This window comes from Bacteroides sp. HF-4919 (assembly GCF_018860125.1).
Genome location: NZ_JAHKNF010000008.1, coordinates 35,460 through 53,990, shown reverse-complemented (window position 1 = coordinate 53,990; position 18,531 = coordinate 35,460). Strand labels below are relative to the sequence as shown.

12 protein-coding genes are annotated in these 18,531 nt (G+C 46.8%); 9 read left to right on the top strand and 3 right to left on the bottom strand.

What is annotated here, in order from left to right; translation table 11 throughout:
- The first annotated feature begins 107 nt into the window (after positions 1–107).
- Entirely contained in the window at positions 108–1,757 is a 1,650-nt protein-coding gene (locus tag KO473_RS14500) for a beta-N-acetylhexosaminidase (protein ID WP_122130172.1), read from the top strand.
- A gap of 101 nt (positions 1,758–1,858) precedes the next feature.
- Here the strand turns inward: KO473_RS14500 and KO473_RS14495 are convergent, their stop codons facing one another.
- Positions 1,859–3,325, bottom strand: a complete 1,467-nt coding sequence (locus KO473_RS14495) for an arylsulfatase (protein ID WP_005780543.1) — start codon at positions 3,323–3,325, stop codon at positions 1,859–1,861.
- Positions 3,326–3,730: 405 nt separating this feature from the next.
- Between KO473_RS14495 and KO473_RS14490 the strand changes: the two genes are divergently transcribed.
- From KO473_RS14490 to KO473_RS14465, 6 genes are all read left to right on the top strand, one after another.
- Positions 3,731–5,317 carry a sulfatase gene (locus KO473_RS14490; protein WP_005780539.1) on the top strand — a complete coding sequence of 529 codons (1,587 nt, stop codon included), beginning with the start codon at positions 3,731–3,733 and terminating at the stop codon, positions 5,315–5,317.
- A 17-nt stretch (positions 5,318–5,334) separates the two neighbouring features.
- Positions 5,335–7,653 carry a glycoside hydrolase family 20 protein gene (locus KO473_RS14485; RefSeq protein WP_122130171.1) on the top strand — a complete coding sequence of 773 codons (2,319 nt, stop codon included), beginning with the start codon at positions 5,335–5,337 and terminating at the stop codon, positions 7,651–7,653.
- A gap of 110 nt (positions 7,654–7,763) precedes the next feature.
- Positions 7,764–10,826, top strand: coding sequence for a glycoside hydrolase family 2 TIM barrel-domain containing protein (locus KO473_RS14480; protein WP_005821136.1), 3,063 nt, complete (start codon positions 7,764–7,766; stop codon positions 10,824–10,826).
- A gap of 155 nt (positions 10,827–10,981) precedes the next feature.
- Complete coding sequence (locus KO473_RS14475) at positions 10,982–12,799, top strand: alpha-L-fucosidase (RefSeq protein WP_005821134.1); 1,818 nt, start codon at positions 10,982–10,984, stop codon at positions 12,797–12,799.
- A gap of 65 nt (positions 12,800–12,864) precedes the next feature.
- Positions 12,865–13,521, top strand: coding sequence for a fructose-6-phosphate aldolase (gene fsa, locus KO473_RS14470; RefSeq protein ID WP_005780531.1), 657 nt, complete (start codon positions 12,865–12,867; stop codon positions 13,519–13,521).
- A 137-nt stretch (positions 13,522–13,658) separates the two neighbouring features.
- Entirely contained in the window at positions 13,659–14,828 is a 1,170-nt protein-coding gene (locus KO473_RS14465; protein WP_005780530.1) for a mechanosensitive ion channel family protein, read from the top strand.
- Here KO473_RS14465 and KO473_RS14460 read toward each other — a convergent pair.
- A complete protein-coding gene (locus KO473_RS14460) occupies positions 14,813–15,847 on the bottom strand; it encodes an endonuclease/exonuclease/phosphatase family protein (RefSeq protein WP_032531690.1) in 1,035 nt (344 codons plus the stop codon). The genes KO473_RS14465 and KO473_RS14460 overlap by 16 nt on opposite strands.
- A 100-nt stretch (positions 15,848–15,947) precedes the next feature.
- The gene (locus KO473_RS14455; protein WP_005821127.1) at positions 15,948–17,414 is read right to left on the bottom strand and encodes an aminoacyl-histidine dipeptidase; all 1,467 of its coding nucleotides are present in this window, start codon (positions 17,412–17,414) and stop codon (positions 15,948–15,950) included.
- 161 nt (positions 17,415–17,575) lie between these two features.
- Between KO473_RS14455 and KO473_RS14450 the strand changes: the two genes are divergently transcribed.
- Positions 17,576–17,809 (top strand): hypothetical protein, encoded by a 234-nt coding sequence (locus tag KO473_RS14450; RefSeq protein WP_005807575.1) that lies wholly within the window; start codon positions 17,576–17,578, stop codon positions 17,807–17,809.
- Between the two features lie 27 nt (positions 17,810–17,836).
- Positions 17,837–18,442: an OmpH family outer membrane protein gene (locus KO473_RS14445; RefSeq protein WP_005780522.1), complete on the top strand. Its 606-nt coding sequence runs from the start codon at positions 17,837–17,839 to the stop codon at positions 18,440–18,442.
- Positions 18,443–18,531 lie beyond the last annotated feature (89 nt).

Below are 18,531 nucleotides of genomic sequence, written 5' to 3'. Positions count from 1 at the left end.
TGAATAACATTAACCACAGAGTACACAGAGTCCCATAGAGCGTATCTTCTATGCTTCCTTCCTCTATGGAACTCGGTGTGACTCTGTGGTGAGCAAATCAAAACACTATGAACAAGAGATTATTATTCCGTTTAGCTCCCGGTTTGTTGGCCGTTGTGCTATTCTGTGCCTGTCGCCCCGCAGTTATCGAAAAGGGGAATCTGGACGTAATTCCTCAGCCGCAAGAGATTGTCCTTGCCCAAGACACTACACCTTTTGTTATCAACCACAGTACTACGATCATCTATCCGGCAGCTAATGAAAAAATGCATCGTACTGCCGATTTTCTGGCTACCTTTATAAAAGAGATGACCGGAACCGAAGTCCGTGTGTCCGATAAAGAGAAGGGCAGTAACGCCATTATCCTTGCTGTAGATACGACAATGACTCACCCGGAAGGTTATAAACTTGAGATCACCCCTGAGAAGGTTCTTCTCACCGGAGGCAGTGAGGCCGGAGTATTCTACGGTACCCAAACCATCCACAAAGCCCTTCCGATTCTGAAGGACGGAAAAGTGGCGGCAGCTCTTCCTGCCGGGACGGTTACCGACTTTCCCCGTTTCCGTTATCGTGGATTCATGATCGACGTAGGTCGCCATTTCTTCCCCGTCAGCTACCTCAAACAGATGATTGACCTGATGGCATTGCATAACATCAACTATTTCCATTGGCACCTGACCGAAGACCAGGGGTGGCGAATTGAAATCAAAAAGTATCCCAAACTAACGGAAATAGGTTCCAGACGAGATTCTACCATTATTGACTGGGAAACCAAGAAGTTCGATGGAAAGCCTCACAGTGGTTTCTATACACAGGATGAAGCCCGTGAGATTGTCCGTTATGCGGCCGATCGCTTCATTACGGTAGTTCCCGAAATAGACCTTCCGGGACATACTACAGCCGCCCTGGCTTCTTATCCGGAACTGGGTTGCACGGGTGGTCCCTATAAGGTGCTTTGTTCATTTGGTGTATTTCCCGATGTGCTTTGTGCCGGTAACGAACAGACACTTCAGTTTACTAAAGACGTGTTGGACGAGATTATGGATATTTTCCCTTCCGAATACATTCATATCGGTGGAGACGAGTGTCCGAAGAGCCGTTGGGAGAAATGCCCTAAATGTCAGGCTAAAATTAAGGAACTGGGTATCAAAGCGCTGCCTAAACATTCGAAAGAGAATCAGTTGCAGACCTATTTCATGTCTGAGTTGGAGAAAGAGATCAACGCCCACGGACGCCGTATGTTGGGATGGGACGAAGTATTGGAAGGCGGTCTGACCCCGAATTCTACCATCATGTCATGGAGGGGTATTCAAGGAGGCATCGAAGCTGCGCGCCAGCATCACGATGTCATCATGACTCCTATCCAACGGCTCTATTTCAGCAATCCGCGCATTAATAAGATGACCGGATTCGAATGGATGAATCGTGTATATAACTTCGAACCTGTTCCTGCCGAACTGACCGATGCCGAAAAGAAGTTTGTAATCGGTACTCAAGGTTGTATCTGGACGGAGTGGACTGCCGATTCAACCAAGATGGAGTGGCAGATTTTACCTCGAATGGCTGCTTTGTCCGAAATACAATGGACATTGCCGGAACATAAAAATTTTGACCGTTTCATGGAACGTCTGCCTGAGATGTTGAAGATTTATTCCGACCTGGGGTATAGCTACCGGAAAGATGTCTTTGCGGCAGATACGGTGGCAGTGAAGCAATAACTGCAAGTTATTAATAATTATAGAGGGCACAGAGATTTTCCATTGAAAGAAATTATCTCTGTGCCCTCTGTGTATTCTGTAATGAAGTAAAATGTTTCTTCTTATTTTTCTCCCGGTAACAGTGGGAAATTAGGATTTGGCACATGTGCAGCCTGCATGATGCCTTTCAGTTCGGCCACTTTTTCCGGGAACTGGTTCAGTACATTGTGGCGTTCCGACGGATCGGAATTCAGGTTGTAGAGTTCGAAATACGGGTTTTTGCCGCGAACGTTCATGTGAACTAACTTCCACGGGCCTTTACGTACGGCCTGGCGTCCGTTCATCTCCTGGAACTCAAAATACAGATATTCGTGTTCTTTCTGTCCTTTGCGGTTTTCAAGTAGTGGTAACAGGCTCACACCGTCCATCTGTTGGTTCTTGGCTTTCGGGTTCAATATTTCACGGAAAGTGGGCATTACATCCCAGAACGAACACATGAAGTCGGTTTGGGTACTGGGTTGTACACGTTCCGGCCAAGAGATGATCATCGGTACACGGATTCCTCCTTCGTAGAGGTCGCGTTTATATCCGCGCCAGATGCCGTTGCTATTGAAGAAGTCCGGATCGGCTCCGCCTTCCATGTGCGGTCCGTTATCGCTGGCAAAGATGATGATGGTGTTGTCATAGATACCCATATCTTTCAGCTTCTGTACAATCTGGCCTACATATACGTCGAGGCGGTAAACCATGGCTGCAAAGGTTGCGTGAGGGTAGAACTGAGAGCAGTATCCGCCTTTACGGAATGCCGGGCTACCCGGTTCGGTGCCATGGAAAGGCTTCTCGGGATACTTGCCGCGGAACTTTTTGATAATGCTGTCTTCGGGCACAATCAGTTCGGCATGAGGGATGATGGTAGGATACCACATGCAGAACGATTCTCCGCTTTTTCCCATCCGGTCAAGGAAGTCGAGTGCCTTTGAGTGGATCAGGTCTTGTGAGTAAGTACCTTTGCCATACTGCACATCCAGTGTGTTGTCTTTCAACTCTACTCGTTTGTCATTGTCCCACAAGTGATCGGGATAGTAGCTGTGTGCCAGCAATTGGCAGTTGTAACCGTAGAATTCGTCAATTCCCTGTTTTTTCGGATCGCCTGTAGAGCCGATGAATCCCAGTCCCCATTTACCGAAAGCGCCGGTTTTGTATCCTGCGTTCTGAAAATCGTGGAAGATGGTCTGTGCATCTGCCGGCAGAGGGAATTGTCCTTCCGGATCGAGTTCGACGTTACCACGGATAGCCGTATGTCCGCTATGAGTGCCTGTCAGCAGGCAAGAGCGTGAGGGGGCACTTACCGTTGTTCCCGAATAACATTGGGTGAAGCGCATTCCTTCCTGGGCCAGTTTGTCGATGTTGGGAGTTTCGAACTTCTCTTGTCCGTAGCAACTCAGGTCACCGAATCCGAGGTCGTCGGCCAAAATGAAAACTACGTTCGGCTTTTTGGGGTCCTGAACTTTTTTCTTTTGTGCAAACGCTTGTTGTGTTCCGGCCATGCCGACAAGCAGCGCACTGCTGAGCAATAATTTTTGATTCATAAAAAGAGTTTGTTGATTAGGTTTGTATTTAGTTCATTCAGTATTTGTTTTTGAGTTTAATTCACCACGGAGGCCACAGAGAACACAGAGAATATCTTTCTCTCAAACATCTTAATCAACAAGAGATCAAAACTCTGTGTCCTCCGTGTACTCTGTGGTGAATCGTATTCATTTCTAAACAGTTTTGTCAGGCTTCTATGTCTGCAAATATACAAATTTCAGTTAAGACTCGTTCACAACAGGCTTCCGATTTTGTCTATCCGATGTTCAAAAACGTCTATAAATGCCCTTTTTATTCCATTATTAGACGTTTTCAGAAGAATCATAGTTGTTTTTGAACTCTATGGGGTGTTAAAACTCTTTATATTTGTACCACTAATTAATCCCTAATAGAAAAACTACTTTATGATGAACAACCTATCTTCCGGAATTCTCTGCTCGCTGACAGGTGCGGCGGCAGTAGCTTCTTTGGCTTCATGTGCCACAGGCAAACAGAAAGAAGAGCAAAAACCCCTGAACATTGTTTATATTATGACGGACGACCATACGGCACAAATGATGAGCTGCTACGATACCCGTTATATGGAAACTCCGAACCTCGACCGTATTGCCCGTGACGGCGTACGTTTTACAAATTCCTTCGTTGCAAACTCTCTGAGCGGTCCCAGCCGTGCTTGTATGATCACAGGCAAGCATAGTTGTGCCAACAAGTTTTATGACAATACTACCTGCGTGTTCGACAGTGCCCAGCAAACTTTCCCGAAACTGCTTCAGAAGGCCGGCTATCAAACTGCACTCGTAGGCAAGTGGCACCTTGAGAGTCTGCCCTCAGGATTCAATTATTGGGAGATCGTGCCCGGACAAGGTGACTATTATAACCCCGACTTTATCACTCAGGACAACGACACCGTTCACAGACATGGGTACATTACCAACCTGATTACCGATGACGCTATCGATTGGATGGAGAACAAACGTGACGAGAGCAAACCGTTCTGCCTGCTGATTCACCATAAAGCTATCCACCGCAACTGGATGGCGGATACCTGTAACCTGGCTTTGTACGAAGACAAAACCTTCCCGCTGCCCGACAATTTCTTTGACGATTACGAAGGCCGTCCGGCTGCCGCAGCGCAAGAGATGAGTATTGTGAAGGATATGGATATGATTTATGACCTGAAGATGCTTCGCCCCGATAAAGATTCACGTTTAAAATCGCTCTACCAGAGATTTCTGGGACGTATGGACGAAGGACAACGTGCGGCATGGGATAAATTCTACGGTCCGTTGATCGATGACTTCTACAAGCAGAATCTAAGTGGGAAGGAACTTGCCAACTGGAAGTTCCAGCGTTACATGCGTGACTATATGAAGACAGTGAAGTCGCTGGACGACAATGTGGGACGTGTGCTTGACTATCTTGAAAAGAAAGGATTACTGGATAACACCCTGGTAGTCTACACTTCTGACCAGGGCTTCTATATGGGCGAACACGGCTGGTTCGACAAACGCTTCATGTACGAAGAATCGATGCGCACACCGCTGATCATGCGTATGCCGAAGGGCTTTGACCGTCGTGGCGACATTACCGAAATGGTTCAGAACATCGACTATGCACCTACGTTCCTTGAATTGGCCGGTGCTCCCGTTCCTGCCGATATTCAGGGTGTATCTCTGTTACCGTTGCTGAAGGGTGAACAACCCAAAGACTGGCGGAAGGCACTGTACTATCATTTCTATGAGTATCCCGCCGAACATATGGTGAAACGCCATTACGGGGTACGTACCGAACGCTATAAACTGATTCATTTCTACAATGACATCAACTGGTGGGAACTTTATGATATGCAGGCTGATCCGACGGAGATGCATAATCTGTACGGGCAGAAAGAATACGAACCTGTAGTGAAAGAACTCAAAGAGCAGATGCTGCAACTTCAGGAACAGTATAATGATCCGGTACGTTTCTCGCCGGAGAGAGATAAAGAATAAGTGGAAATCCCGGATATATGAAACACATTATAATATGCATACTCCTGCTGACGCTCTGCCCCCTTGCGGCGTTGCAGGCCGATGACTTAACACAAACAGTTTCTATAGTCCCCTGCCCGGTACAAATGGTATCGGGCACCGGGCATTTCCGTTTTTCGGGAGGTACTACGCTGGTTGTGGAAAATGCCGAGCAGGCGAAAGTGGTACAGAATTTTATAAACCTCTTCACCAAAGCTGCCGGGTTTACTCCCGTACTGAAAACGGGAAAGATGAAAGGCGATGTACGTTTCGTCACCGACAAGTCATTGAAAAGCGAAGCCTATCGGTTGGATATCATTCCAGAACAGATTACGGTCAGAGCATCGGATGTGAAAGGGTTTTTCTATGCCTTGCAGACCATCCGCCAGTTGCTTCCTCCCGATATTGAAAATCATCATACAGTCAATGCACTGTGGACGGTTCCTTGTTTGAGCATTCAGGACGAGCCCCGTTTCGGTTACCGGGGGCTAATGCTTGATGTTTCCCGCTTTTTTCTTCCCAAAGAATATGTGTTGAGAATCATCGATTGCATGGCTATGCTGAAGGTGAATAAACTCCATTTCCATCTGGTGGACGATAATGGCTGGCGGCTTGAAATTAAGAAATATCCCCGGCTGACCGAGGTCGGTGCCTGGCGGGTGGATCATACCGATGTGCCATTCCATTCGCGCCGGAATCCGTTGCCCGGAGAACCGACTCCCATCGGTGGCTTTTATACCCAGGAGGATATGAGGGAGATGATAGCTTATGCTGCCGACCGTCAGGTAGAGATCATTCCCGAGATAGAGATGCCGGCACATACCAATTCGTCACTGGCTGCTTATCCGCATCTGGCTTGTCCCGTGGTAGACCGGTTTATCGGTGTATTGCCCGGTCTGGGTGGAGACCATGCAGGAATCATCTACTGTGCCGGAAACGATAGTGTATTCACTTTTCTGCAAGATGTCATTGATGAAGTGGCTGCGCTTTTTCCTTCACATTACATCCATCTGGGTGGCGACGAAGCGCAGAAAACTTATTGGAAAAAGTGTCCTCTTTGCCAGGATCGTATGAAGAAAGAACACATTGCCCATGAAGAGGACCTTCAAGGCTATTTCATGAAGCGGATAGGCGACTATGTGCGCAGTAAAGGTAAAGAGGTGATGGGATGGGACGAGTTGACAAACAGCTTCATCCCCGAGGGAGCCGTTGTCTTCGGTTGGCAAGGGATGGGCAACGCTGCCCTGAAAGCTGCTGCGCAGGGACATCGCTTTGTGATGACTCCGGCCCGTGTGATGTACCTGATCCGTTATCAAGGACCGCAATGGTTTGAACCACTCACTTATTTTGGTAACAATACGCTGAAAGACGTTTATCAATACGAACCTGTGCAGAAGAATTGGAAGCCCGAATATGCTTCGTTACTGATGGGCGTACAGGCATCGTTATGGACGGAGTTCTGTAACCGTCCCGAGGATGTGGACTATCTCGTCTTCCCCCGTCTGGCAGCACTTGCCGAAGTGGGATGGAGTCGCCCGGAGCAGAAAAACTGGGCTTCGTTTCTGAAAGCGCTGGATCGTTATAACGAACACCTTGCCGTCAAAGGGGTGGGATACGCCCGTTCTATGTACAACATACAACATACGTCTACTCCGGTTGATGGTACATTGCAAGTGAAACTGGAGTGCATGCGTCCCGATGTGGAAATCCGTTATACAACCGATGGCGCCGAGCCGGGAGCAGCTTCTGCTCTCTATACTCAGTCACTCATGTTCCGTACCGCACAGACCTTGAAGTGTGCCACTTTTGCCGATGGGCGGCAGATGGGAAAGACCCTCGTGTTACCTTTGTCATACAATAAGGCTACTGCGAAACCGGTATTCACCCGGGGGGCTTCCGGTGTTCCGGTTTTAACCAACGGAGTGCGTGGCAGCTTGAAACAAACCGATTCCGAATGGTGCTCGTGGACAGACAATGATAGTATTTCTTTTACGATAGATTTGCAAAAAGAAGAAAATATCCATACTTTTACGCTGGGTTCTATTACAGTGTACGGAATGGCTGTGCACAAACCGGAGTCCGTCAGTGTTGCGTTGTCTTCGGATAACATTAATTTTACGGAAGTGGGAGAGAAGCGATTTACTCCCGAAGATATTTTCCGTGAAGGAACTTATGTGGATGATTTGAAATTCGATCTGGGAGCGGCAAAGGCCAGATATGTGCGCGTTACAGTTCGTGGAGCCGGAAAATGTCCTCCTGATCATGTGCGTCCCGGACAGGAAGCGCGCGTCTTTTTTGACGAAGTTATGATCGAATAGGATCCGTATTTACCTTTAAAAATCAAAGGGAGATGTGTCAAAAGTCTTCTGTCGCGAGTTTTGACACATCCCCCGAGAAAGATAATTGAATATTAAATACCTGATAAACAATGAACAAACCTATCAAACTAACCTTTCTACTGCTACTGGCCTGTCTGGTTATGGTGCCCGCAAAGGCGCAGAAGACTCCCGAATGGCAGAGCCAATATGCGGTAGGCCTGAACAAGTTGGCCCCTCACACCTATGTGTGGCCTTACGCAGATGCTGCCGATGTGAAAAAAGGGGACTATGAACAGTCTCCCTATTATTTGAGCCTGAACGGCAAATGGAAATTCCATTGGGTGAAGAATCCCGACCTCCGTCCGAAAGACTTTTATAAACCTTCGTTCTATACCGGAGGGTGGGCAGACATTAATGTACCCGGAAACTGGGAGCGTCAGGGATATGGAACTGCTATTTATGTGAACGAGACTTATGAATTCGATGATAAGATGTTCAACTTCAAGAAAAATCCTCCTCTCGTACCGTCTGAAGAAAACGAAGTTGGCTCTTACCGCCGAACTTTCACTGTGCCTGCCGGATGGAAAGACCGCCGGGTGGTTCTCTGTTGTGAAGGTGTCACCTCTTTCTATTATGTATGGGTGAACGGCCATTTCCTCGGTTACAACCAAGGCTCAAAGACGGCAGCCGAGTGGGACATTACTGACAAGCTGGAAGAAGGCGAGAATACCGTCGCACTTGAAGTCTACCGCTGGAGTTCGGGCTCTTACCTGGAATGTCAGGATATGTGGCGTTTGAGCGGCATTGAACGTGATGTATATTTATATAGTACTCCGAAGCAGTACATTGCCGACTATAAAGTAAATGCCACCCTCGAGAAGGAGCGTTACAAAGATGGTATCTTCGGACTCGATGTTACCGTTGAGGGACCTGCCAATGGAGCGGTATCTATAACTTATAGCCTGAATGATGCAGCCGGACGTCCCGTACTTTCGGGCGAAATGCCTGTCAAATCACGTGGGTTGAGTAACTTCATCACTTTCGGTGAACAGCGCCTGAAAGACGTGAAGCCTTGGAGTGCCGAGCACCCCAATCTCTATACGCTCGTGTTGGAACTGAAAAATGCGGGAGGACGGGTGACGGAAGTTACCGGTTGCGAAGTGGGTTTCCGTACTTCGGAGATCAAGGACGGACGTTTCTGCATCAATGGTGTACCTGTGCTGGTGAAGGGAACCAACCGGCATGAACATTCGCAATTGGGACGTACTGTCAGCAAAGAGCTGATGGAGCAGGATATCCGATTGATGAAGCTGCACAATATCAATACCGTGCGTAATTCACATTATCCCACTCATCCGTACTGGTATCAGCTTTGCGATCGCTACGGACTTTATATGATCGACGAGGCCAACATCGAGTCGCACGGTATGGGCTACGGTCCTGCTTCGCTTGCCAAGGACAGCACTTGGCTGACAGCACACATGGATCGTACACACCGTATGTACGAGCGTTCGAAGAACCATCCTGCCATCGTCATTTGGTCGTTGGGTAACGAAGCCGGAAACGGAATTAACTTCGAACGTACCTATGACTGGTTGAAATCGGTAGAAAAGAATCGTCCCGTTCAATACGAACGTGCCGAGCAGAATTATAACACCGATATTTATTGCCGGATGTACCGCAGTGTCGATGAAATCAAAACCTATCTGGCACAGAAAGATATTTACCGTCCGTTCATTCTTTGCGAATACGTGCACGCCATGGGCAACAGCGTAGGTGGCCTGAAGGAGTATTGGGATGTGTTCGAAAATAATCCGATGGCACAAGGCGGTTGCGTGTGGGACTGGGTAGACCAGTCGTTCCGTGAGATAGACGCGAATGGGCGTTGGTATTGGTCGTATGGTGGGGACTACGGTCCCAAAGGAGTTCCGAGTTTCGGTAATTTCTGCTGCAACGGGTTGGTAAGCGCTGACCGTGTCCCGCATCCGCACTTGCTTGAAGTGAAAAAGATTTATCAGAACATCAAGTGTACCTTGCTCAATAAGAGTAATCTGACCATAAGAGTGAAAAACTGGTTCGACTTCTCCAATCTGAACGAATATATCCTGCATTGGCAGGTGGTGGGCGATAACGGACAAACGGTCACAGAAGGAACAAAAGAAGTGAATTGTGCGCCACATGCTACGGTTGATATGACATTAGGAAAAGTTGTCTTGCCTGCCAATGTGCGTGAAGGATATCTCAACCTGAGCTGGACTCGTAAAGAAGTTTCACCGATGGTGGGTACTGATTGGGAGGTGGCTTACGACCAGTTTGTATTGCCCGGAACAAAGAACAGTACAGCTTATCTGCCTGCCAAGGCCGGACAGACTGCTTTTACGCTGGATAAGGCGACTGGTGCTTTGAACTCTTTTACACTGGACGGGCAGGAATTGCTGGCAACTCCTGTTACACTGAGTCTTTTCCGTCCCGCTACGGACAATGATAACCGCGATCGCAACGGTGCTTATCTTTGGCGTAAATCCGGACTCGATCAGCTGAGCCAGAAAGTGGTGTCACTGAAGGAGAGCAAGAGTACCGCTACTGCACGAGTAGAAGTCCTGAATGCGAAGGGAACTAAAGTGGGGGATGCCGATTTCATTTACTCACTGAATGCTGCCGGGGCTTTGAAGGTGAAAGTGACTTTCCGTCCCGATACGGCTGTGGTGAAATCAATGGCACGCCTGGGGCTGGCCTTCGAGATGAACGATACGTTTGGCAATGTGGCTTATCTGGGACGCGGTGATAACGAGACTTACGCTGACCGTATGCAGTCGGGCAAGATAGGGCTGTATCGGACTACTGCCGAAAGGATGTTCCACTATTACGTGACTCCGCAGTCTACCGGAAATCGTACGGATGTCCGCTGGATGAAATTGGAGGATGAAGCCGGACAAGGAATCTTTGTCGATTCGAACCGTCCGTTCCAGTTCAGTGTCGTTCCGTTTACTGACGATGTGCTGGAGAAAGCCCGCCACATTAACGATCTGGAACGTAACGGCCGTATCACTGTTCATCTGGATACCGAACAGGCAGGTGTAGGGACAGCAACCTGTGGTCCCGGTGTACAACCGCAATACCGTGTGCCGCTGACGGAGCAGAGTTTTGAGTTCACGCTGAGAGGAGTGAAATAGACAGAATATTTAACGTGGAATAGAAAAGGATACGGTTTACCACAGAGTTTCAGAGAGTTTTTAAGTTCTTGTTAATAGGATATTGAAGAGAGGAAAATCCTTTGTGAGAGACTCTGTGTTACTCTGTGGTGAATCAAACTTAAAACAATAGATTTATGAAGAAACTTATTTTATCGACGGTTCTGCTTGCAGCTATCTGTACAGCCGGACAGGCCCAAAAAAAAGACGACTACTATGTGAAGCACGTGGAATTTCCGCAAGGTGCTACCCTTGAGCAGAAAGTCGATATGGCAGCGCGTCTTGTACCTACTCCGCAACAGCTGGCGTGGCAACAGATGGAACTGACTGCTTTCCTTCATTTTGGTATCAATACTTTTACCGGGCGTGAGTGGGGAGACGGAAAAGAGGATCCCGCACTCTTCAATCCCTCCGAACTTGATGCGGAACAATGGGTGCGTTCACTCAAAGAGGCGGGTTTCAAGATGGCTATCCTGACCGCCAAGCATCATGATGGATTTTGCCTGTGGCCTACCAGGACTACTAACCACTCCGTGGCCTCTTCTCCTTGGAAAGGCGGAAAGGGTGATGTGGTGCGTGAACTCCGTGATGCCTGTGATAAATACGGTATCAAGTTCGGTGTTTACCTCTCTCCCTGGGATCGGAATGCATCTTGTTATGGGGATTCTCCGAAATACAACGAATTCTTTATCGAACAGCTGACTGAACTGCTTACCAATTATGGTGAAGTACACGAAGTCTGGTTCGACGGAGCCAATGGTGAAGGTCCCAACGGAAAGAAACAGGAATATGATTGGACCGCCATCCTCTCTACCATCCGTCGTCTTCAACCCCATGCAGTGACTGCCATTATGGGTGACGATGTACGATGGGTAGGCAACGAACGCGGACTGGGACGTGAAACGGAGTGGAGTGCCACCGTATTGACTCCGGGCACTTATGCCCGTTGTGAAGAGCAGAACAAAGCGTTAGGTGTAAAAGCGACTTCCAAAGATTTGGGCGGACGCGACATGTTGGTTAATGCCAGAGAACTCTTCTGGTATCCTTCCGAGGTGGATGTATCGATCCGTCCGGGATGGTTTTATCATCAGCAGGAGGACGGTAAGGTGAAGAGCCTCAAGCATCTGACCGATATTTATTTCAAATCTGTGGGTTACAACTCGGTGTTGCTGCTCAATATCCCTCCCGATCGGCGCGGACGCATCAGCGATGCCGACGTTAACCGTCTGAAAGAGTTTGCCGACTATCGCAAAGAAATTTTTGCCGATAACCGTGTGAAAGGCGGATTGAAACCATGGGCTGCCAAACCGGGTGATACCCATACCTATCAGCTGAAACCGAAATCGGAAATCAACGTGGTGATGCTGCGTGAGGATATCTCGAAAGGACAGCGTACAGAAGCTTTTACTGTCGAGGCACTGACTGCCGGAGGATGGAAGGAGATAGCCAAAGGTACTACCGTGGGTTATAAACGTCTGATACGTATTCCGGCTATCGAGGCCACTCAACTGAGAGTGAAGATTGATGCTTGCCGTCTGACGGCTAATATCAGCGAAGTGGCTGCCTACTATGCCCGTCCGTTGGAAGAGGCGTCTGCGAAAGAAAATTGGAACGATCTGCCTCGTGCTACATGGAAACAAGTGACTGCCTCTCCGTTGGTGATTGATCTTGGAAAAGCCGTAGAGATGGCAGGTTTCGTATATGCTCCTGCCAATGCGGAAGCGAAGCCGACAATGGCTTTCCGTTATAAATTCTATGTAAGTATCAATGGTGAAGACTGGAAAGAAGTGCCGACTACCGGGGAGTTCAGCAACATTATGCACAACCCTGTTCCGCAGACCGTTTCGTTCGGCAACAAGGTCAGTGCCCGCTACATCAAACTCGATGCCACTACACCGGACGCTACTCCGGCAAAGGTCGCTTTGAACGAAATCGGTATCCGTTTGCAGAAGTAAGTCGTTCCATTGAACAACTGCTCCAGGTTATCTGTTTGAATATAAGATATTAAACACTATTAGGTATGAAATTCTTTATTGATACGGCTAACTTGGAGCAAATCCGGGAAGCACACGATTTGGGAGTCTTGGACGGAGTAACGACTAATCCTTCTCTGATGGCTAAAGAGGGGATAAAAGGAGTCGGGAACCAGCGGAAGCATTACGTGGAGATATGTAACATCGTGCAAGGCGATGTCAGTGCCGAAGTGATCGCTACTGATTACGAAGGAATGATTCGGGAAGGAAAAGAGCTGGCAGCCCTCAATCCCCACATTGTGGTGAAGGTGCCCTGCATTGCCGACGGCATCAAAGCCATCAAGCACTTTTCCGAACAGGGCATTCGCACCAACTGTACGCTGGTCTTTTCTGCCGGTCAGGCTTTGCTGGCTGCCAAAGCGGGAGCTACGTATGTTTCTCCTTTCGTAGGACGCCTGGATGACATTTGTGAAGATGGTGTCGGACTGGTTGCCGATATTGTGCGGATGTACCGTTTCTACAATTATCCTACTCAGGTGTTGGCGGCCTCCATCCGTAGCACCAAGCATATTATGGAATGTGTGGAAGCCGGTGCCGATGTGGCGACTTGCCCGTTGAGTGCCATTAAGGGGCTGCTGAATCATCCGTTGACAGATGCCGGGCTGAAGAAATTTCTGGAAGATTATAAAAAGGTAAATGGATAAGGATTTCTGGTAACAGATGAAGCTGGCTGTATTGAAAATACCGTTTTTCAATACAGCCTTTTTTATTTGGGCTAAACCTAAAGCCCATTCAGATGTTATTTTGATAAAGTGAACATGTTAAAATAAAGACGATAGTTATGATAGATTTAGGAAGTTGGATGAATAAAATCCTTATAGGTTGGGGAGTGGACCCGAAAATAGCGAATACCTTTGATGAAACGATTATTGCCATCCTGATGATTTTTATTGCGGTCGGACTGGATTATCTTTGCCAGGCCATTTTTGTGGGTGGAATAAAGCGTCTGGCACGGCGGACTCCTTATAAATGGGATACATTGATGGTCAAACATAAAGTGATTCACCACCTGATCCATATTCTGCCGGGTATTCTGATGTATATGCTTTTGCCTATGGCATTTGTACACGGAAAGACTTTGTTGCTGGTTTCGCAGAAAATTTGTGTTATCTATATGATCTTTGCCTTGTTACTGGCTCTCAACAGCAGTCTGCTGATGTTGCTGGATATACTCAATGGAAAAGAAAAGTTGAAGAATCGTCCGATGAAAGGCTTTATTCAGGTATTACAGGTTCTTGTCTTCTTTATTGGCGGCATTGTGATTGTCTCCATAATTGTCGATAAATCTCCTGCTACGCTGTTCGCCGGGTTGGGGGCTTCTGCCGCTATTCTGATGTTGGTCTTTAAAGATAGCATTCTGGGGTTTGTGGCAGGCATTCAGTTGTCTGCCAACGATATGATACGTCCCGGTGACTGGGTGACCATCCCTTCAACCAATGCAAACGGCATTGTGGAAGAGATTACATTGAATACCGTTAAGATTCAGAATTTCGATAATACTATTTCTACCGTTCCTCCCTATTCTTTGGTGAACGGCTCGTTCCAGAACTGGCGGGGAATGACGGAATCCGGAGGACGGCGGGTGATGAAGAGCATTTTTCTTGATCTGACAACTTTGAAGTTCTGCACCCCCGAAATGCTTGATACCTTTCGCAAAGAGATACCTCTGTTGGCAGATTATCAGCCGGAGGAAGGAGTGGTGCCTACAAATTCGCAAGTATTCAGGGTATACGTAGAACGTTATCTTTGCAGTTTGCCTGTGGTAAATCAGGATCTCGACCTGATTATCAGCCAGAAGGAAGCTACTGAATACGGGGTACCTATTCAGATTTATTTCTTTTCCCGTAACAAGGTTTGGAAAGAATATGAACGTATCCAATCCGATATTTTCGATCATTTTTTTGCTATGGTACCCAAGTTTGAACTGAAGGTATATCAATATTCGGATTGATTGGTTTCGAAATCGGTATATACAGGTAAGTGATCACTGTATCCTCCCTGGTATTTCATTCCGATGTAGGTGCGGAAAGGCTGCATGCCTCCGTATTTTTCATCTTTTATCAGAAGGAAAGGCAAGCGCAGTACGCTTGCCTTTTTTTCCTCGGTAAAAAGCGTACCGGAAGTATCAAGCAGTGTACCGGATACAATCAGGTGATCCAGCAATCCCCATTCACCCTGATATTTATAGGAACCGAAGTTACGGTTCTTGGCTTTTCGCGCCAGTAAGTGGTACAGTTGTTTATGGTCAGGATTCTCTTCGGGAGAAAGGGCTTTCAGGACTTGTTTTACAGATTTGTCAGTGGGATAATCATTAAAATCTCCCATAATAATCAATTTGGCAGAACGGCGGACACACATTAGGCTGTCTGCCGCATTTTTCAGTTTTTGTGCCGCAAAAAGGCGATAAGGTTCTGATTGACGTGCTCCGCCCGAGCGGGAGGGTAGATGTGCCACTAATACATCCAGTGTATCACCTGTCAGCAATAATCCGCTGACGTGCAGGATATCCCTTGTCGGACGATGATTCTCAAAATTGCCGACAGGGATGGAAGAACAGGTAAGGAGTTTGAACCGGTCGCGTTGGTAAAGCAGTGCTACGTCGATACCGCGCTGGTCAGGAGAGTGTGTCATCACATAACGATAATCTGCCTCCTTAAGCGGAGAATAAAGCGTGAGATCGCGCATAACCGTATCATTTTCCACTTCACACAATCCTATCAATACCGGAAAGTTCCATTCTCCGACTGCTGCAAGAGTGCGGGCCACATTATCTATCTTCTTTTTATATCGGCTATAGCCCCAATGCCGGAGTGAATGGGGCAGAAACTCCCTGTCATTTTTGAGTGAATCGTGCCGGGTATCGAAGAAGTTTTCGGTATTCCAAAAGACGACACGAAAAGGAGGCTGATTTTGTGCAGAAAGAAAAAGTGAAGTGGAGGAAATCAGCAATAAAAAGAAAAGACGGAGCATAGATTTTAGTTCTCGTTTTGATTCACCACAGAGCACACAGATTTTTAATTTTAGAATTATCAAGTGAATTCTTCTTTGTGTCCTCTGTGGTGAAATTGATTTAGTTCTTTGCCGGAATATGTGCCAATACATCCAACAGATGCTTCCAGAATTTATCTACTGAAGGAATATGCATCCGTTCGTCCGGAGAGTGGACTCCTGTCAATGTAGGACCGAAGGAAATCATGTCCAATGCAGGATATTTATCAAGGAATAAACCACATTCCAGTCCGGCGTGAATTGCTTTTACTTTGGCATCTACACCGAACAGACGTTTATATGACTCTTCAGCTACTTTCAGGATTTCCGAGTTCGGGTTGGGTTTCCATCCGGGATATCCGTCACCCCAAGTCACTTGCGCGCCTGCCAAAGTAAATACTGCACGTACAGTGTTGGCTACATCGTCGCGTGAAGAAAGAATGGAACTGCGCTGGCTGGTTTCGATACGGATAGTATTTTCCGGTTTCATCTTGACAGATGCCAGATTGGTCGATGTTTCCACCAGACCCGGGATGTCATGGCTCATGGCATAAACTCCGTGTGGGCAGGCATACAACGAAGTGATCAGGCGATAGGCTGTACTTGGGTCGATAGCCCAGTCACGACGAGGTTCCGTTTCAAGAAGAATACTCAGATCCGGTTCTAGCTTATGAAGTTCGTCTTCTATTTCTGCAATAAAGACATTCAAGGCTGTGCGCACATCGTGCTTATAATGTTCCGGTACGGAGAATACAGCTGAAGCTTCACGCGGAATGGCATTTCGCAGGTTACCTCCATTGAATTCGAAGAGGAAGAAGTCTTCCTGATAAGTATTCTGCATCAGGTACAGGAAGCGATTCAGAATCTTGTTGGCATTGCCGCGTCCCAGATGGATATCTCCACCGGAATGCCCGCCTTTCAGACCTTTCACGGTGATATGGAAGCAAAGGTGGCTGATGGGTGTCATCACCGTTTCGTATTTGAATTGGGCAACCGAGTCGATACCACCTGCACAACCGATGAAAAGTTCACCTTCATCTTCCGAGTCGAGGTTTAATAGGATTTCCCCGTTCATGAACCCCTCTTTCAGGGCAAAAGCACCGGTCAGACCTGTCTCTTCATCTACAGTGAACAGACATTCGAGAGGACCGTGCTCAATGCTGTCGTCGGCCAGAATGGCCAACTCAGTAGCTACACCGATACCGTTGTCAGCCCCCAGAGTTGTTCCTTTTGCCTTCATCCATTCCCCGTCAATCTCCGTTTCGATAGGGTCGGTCAGGAAGTCATGCTCCGTATCGTTATTCTTTTCGCACACCATGTCTACGTGTGATTGCAAGATCACTGTCTTCAGGTTTTCTTTACCCGGAGTAGCCGGCTTCTTGATAAGTACATTACCGGCTTCGTCCACTTTTGTCTCTAAATTATATTTTTCTCCGAACGCTTTTAAATAAGCGATTATCTTTTCTTCCTTCTTTGAAGGACGGGGCACCTGGCAGATTTCGTTGAAGAAGTGAAATACGCCGGCCGGTTTCAGTTCTGATTTTTCCATTCTCTTTTCTTTTTATGGAATTAAAAATTCAATTTTAACCCCTTATTGCTAAATATGGTTAATTTGCTTGCGAATTTTGAACCCGTTTCTCTTTTTTTATGGTAAAAAAGGAGGCTTAGTCAGTACAAAAGTCTATATTTGCACCCACAAAATTAATAGAAATGCTCTATACAATACTGATAACTCTGTTAATAGTTGCTATTTGCCTTGGTTTATTAGGCATAAAAGTCTTCTTTACAAAAGGCGGAAAATTTCCCAACGGGCACGTCAGCGGCAATAAAGCGTTAAGGGAGAGAGGCATAAGTTGTGCACAGTCTCAAGATCGGGAAGCACAAAAGAAACGGCGCTTTTCTATTGATGAAATTGAGAAAACCTTAAACGATAGTATGAACTAATTAATTAAAAAACTATATTTTACAAGTATGAAGAGAATGAATTACCTCATTAACGGATTTGCTGCTCTTGCATTCCTCTTTCTTTTTTCACAATGCGCTGGTAAAGCCGACAATGCTGCTGCTCCTGCTGCTTCCGGAAATGCAAATGCCACTTCTGGTCTGAAAATCGCTTATGTAGAAGTAGATACATTGTTGTCTCAATATAATTTCTGCAAAGATCTGAATGCTGATATGATCAGTAAGGAAGAGAACAGCCGTATGGTATTAAATCAAAAAGCTAACGAACTGCGTAAATCACAGCAGGAATTCCAGAAGAAATATGAAAGCAATGCTTTTATTTCTCCGGAAAGAGCACAACAGGAATATGCACGCTTAGGTAAATTGGAGCAGGATTTGCAGGCATTGCAAAACAAACTGGCTACCGAAATGGCATCTGAAAATGCTAAAAACAGCCAGATTCTGCGTGACTCTATCAATGCTTTCCTGAAAGAATACAATAAGACTAAAGGTTATAACCTGATTATCAGCAATACCAGTTTTGATAATCTGTTGTATGCCGACAGCACACTGAACATCACAAAAGAAATTGTAGACGGACTTAACGCAAGATATGCTCCTGTGGGTAAGAAGTAAAATCCGGTTTATCATATTATGAAATAGGAGAGGCAATTCTGAAGAGGATTGCCTCTTTTTGTCTTTAAGATTATCTCTCGATTTATAGC

Excerpts from the sequence above, each read along its gene's own strand:
- KO473_RS14500 (WP_122130172.1), top strand. The coding sequence starts at position 108 with ATGAACAAGAGATTATTATTCCGTTTAGCTCCCGGTTTGTTGGCCGTT.
- KO473_RS14495 (WP_005780543.1), bottom strand. The coding sequence starts at position 3,325 with ATGAATCAAAAATTATTGCTCAGCAGTGCGCTGCTTGTCGGCATGGCC.
- KO473_RS14490 (WP_005780539.1), top strand. The coding sequence starts at position 3,731 with ATGATGAACAACCTATCTTCCGGAATTCTCTGCTCGCTGACAGGTGCG.
- KO473_RS14485 (WP_122130171.1), top strand. The coding sequence starts at position 5,335 with ATGAAACACATTATAATATGCATACTCCTGCTGACGCTCTGCCCCCTT.
- KO473_RS14480 (WP_005821136.1), top strand. The coding sequence starts at position 7,764 with ATGAACAAACCTATCAAACTAACCTTTCTACTGCTACTGGCCTGTCTG.
- KO473_RS14475 (WP_005821134.1), top strand. The coding sequence starts at position 10,982 with ATGAAGAAACTTATTTTATCGACGGTTCTGCTTGCAGCTATCTGTACA.
- fsa (WP_005780531.1), top strand. The coding sequence starts at position 12,865 with ATGAAATTCTTTATTGATACGGCTAACTTGGAGCAAATCCGGGAAGCA.
- KO473_RS14465 (WP_005780530.1), top strand. The coding sequence starts at position 13,659 with ATGATAGATTTAGGAAGTTGGATGAATAAAATCCTTATAGGTTGGGGA.
- KO473_RS14460 (WP_032531690.1), bottom strand. The coding sequence starts at position 15,847 with ATGCTCCGTCTTTTCTTTTTATTGCTGATTTCCTCCACTTCACTTTTT.
- KO473_RS14455 (WP_005821127.1), bottom strand. The coding sequence starts at position 17,414 with ATGGAAAAATCAGAACTGAAACCGGCCGGCGTATTTCACTTCTTCAAC.
- KO473_RS14450 (WP_005807575.1), top strand. The coding sequence starts at position 17,576 with ATGCTCTATACAATACTGATAACTCTGTTAATAGTTGCTATTTGCCTT.
- KO473_RS14445 (WP_005780522.1), top strand. The coding sequence starts at position 17,837 with ATGAAGAGAATGAATTACCTCATTAACGGATTTGCTGCTCTTGCATTC.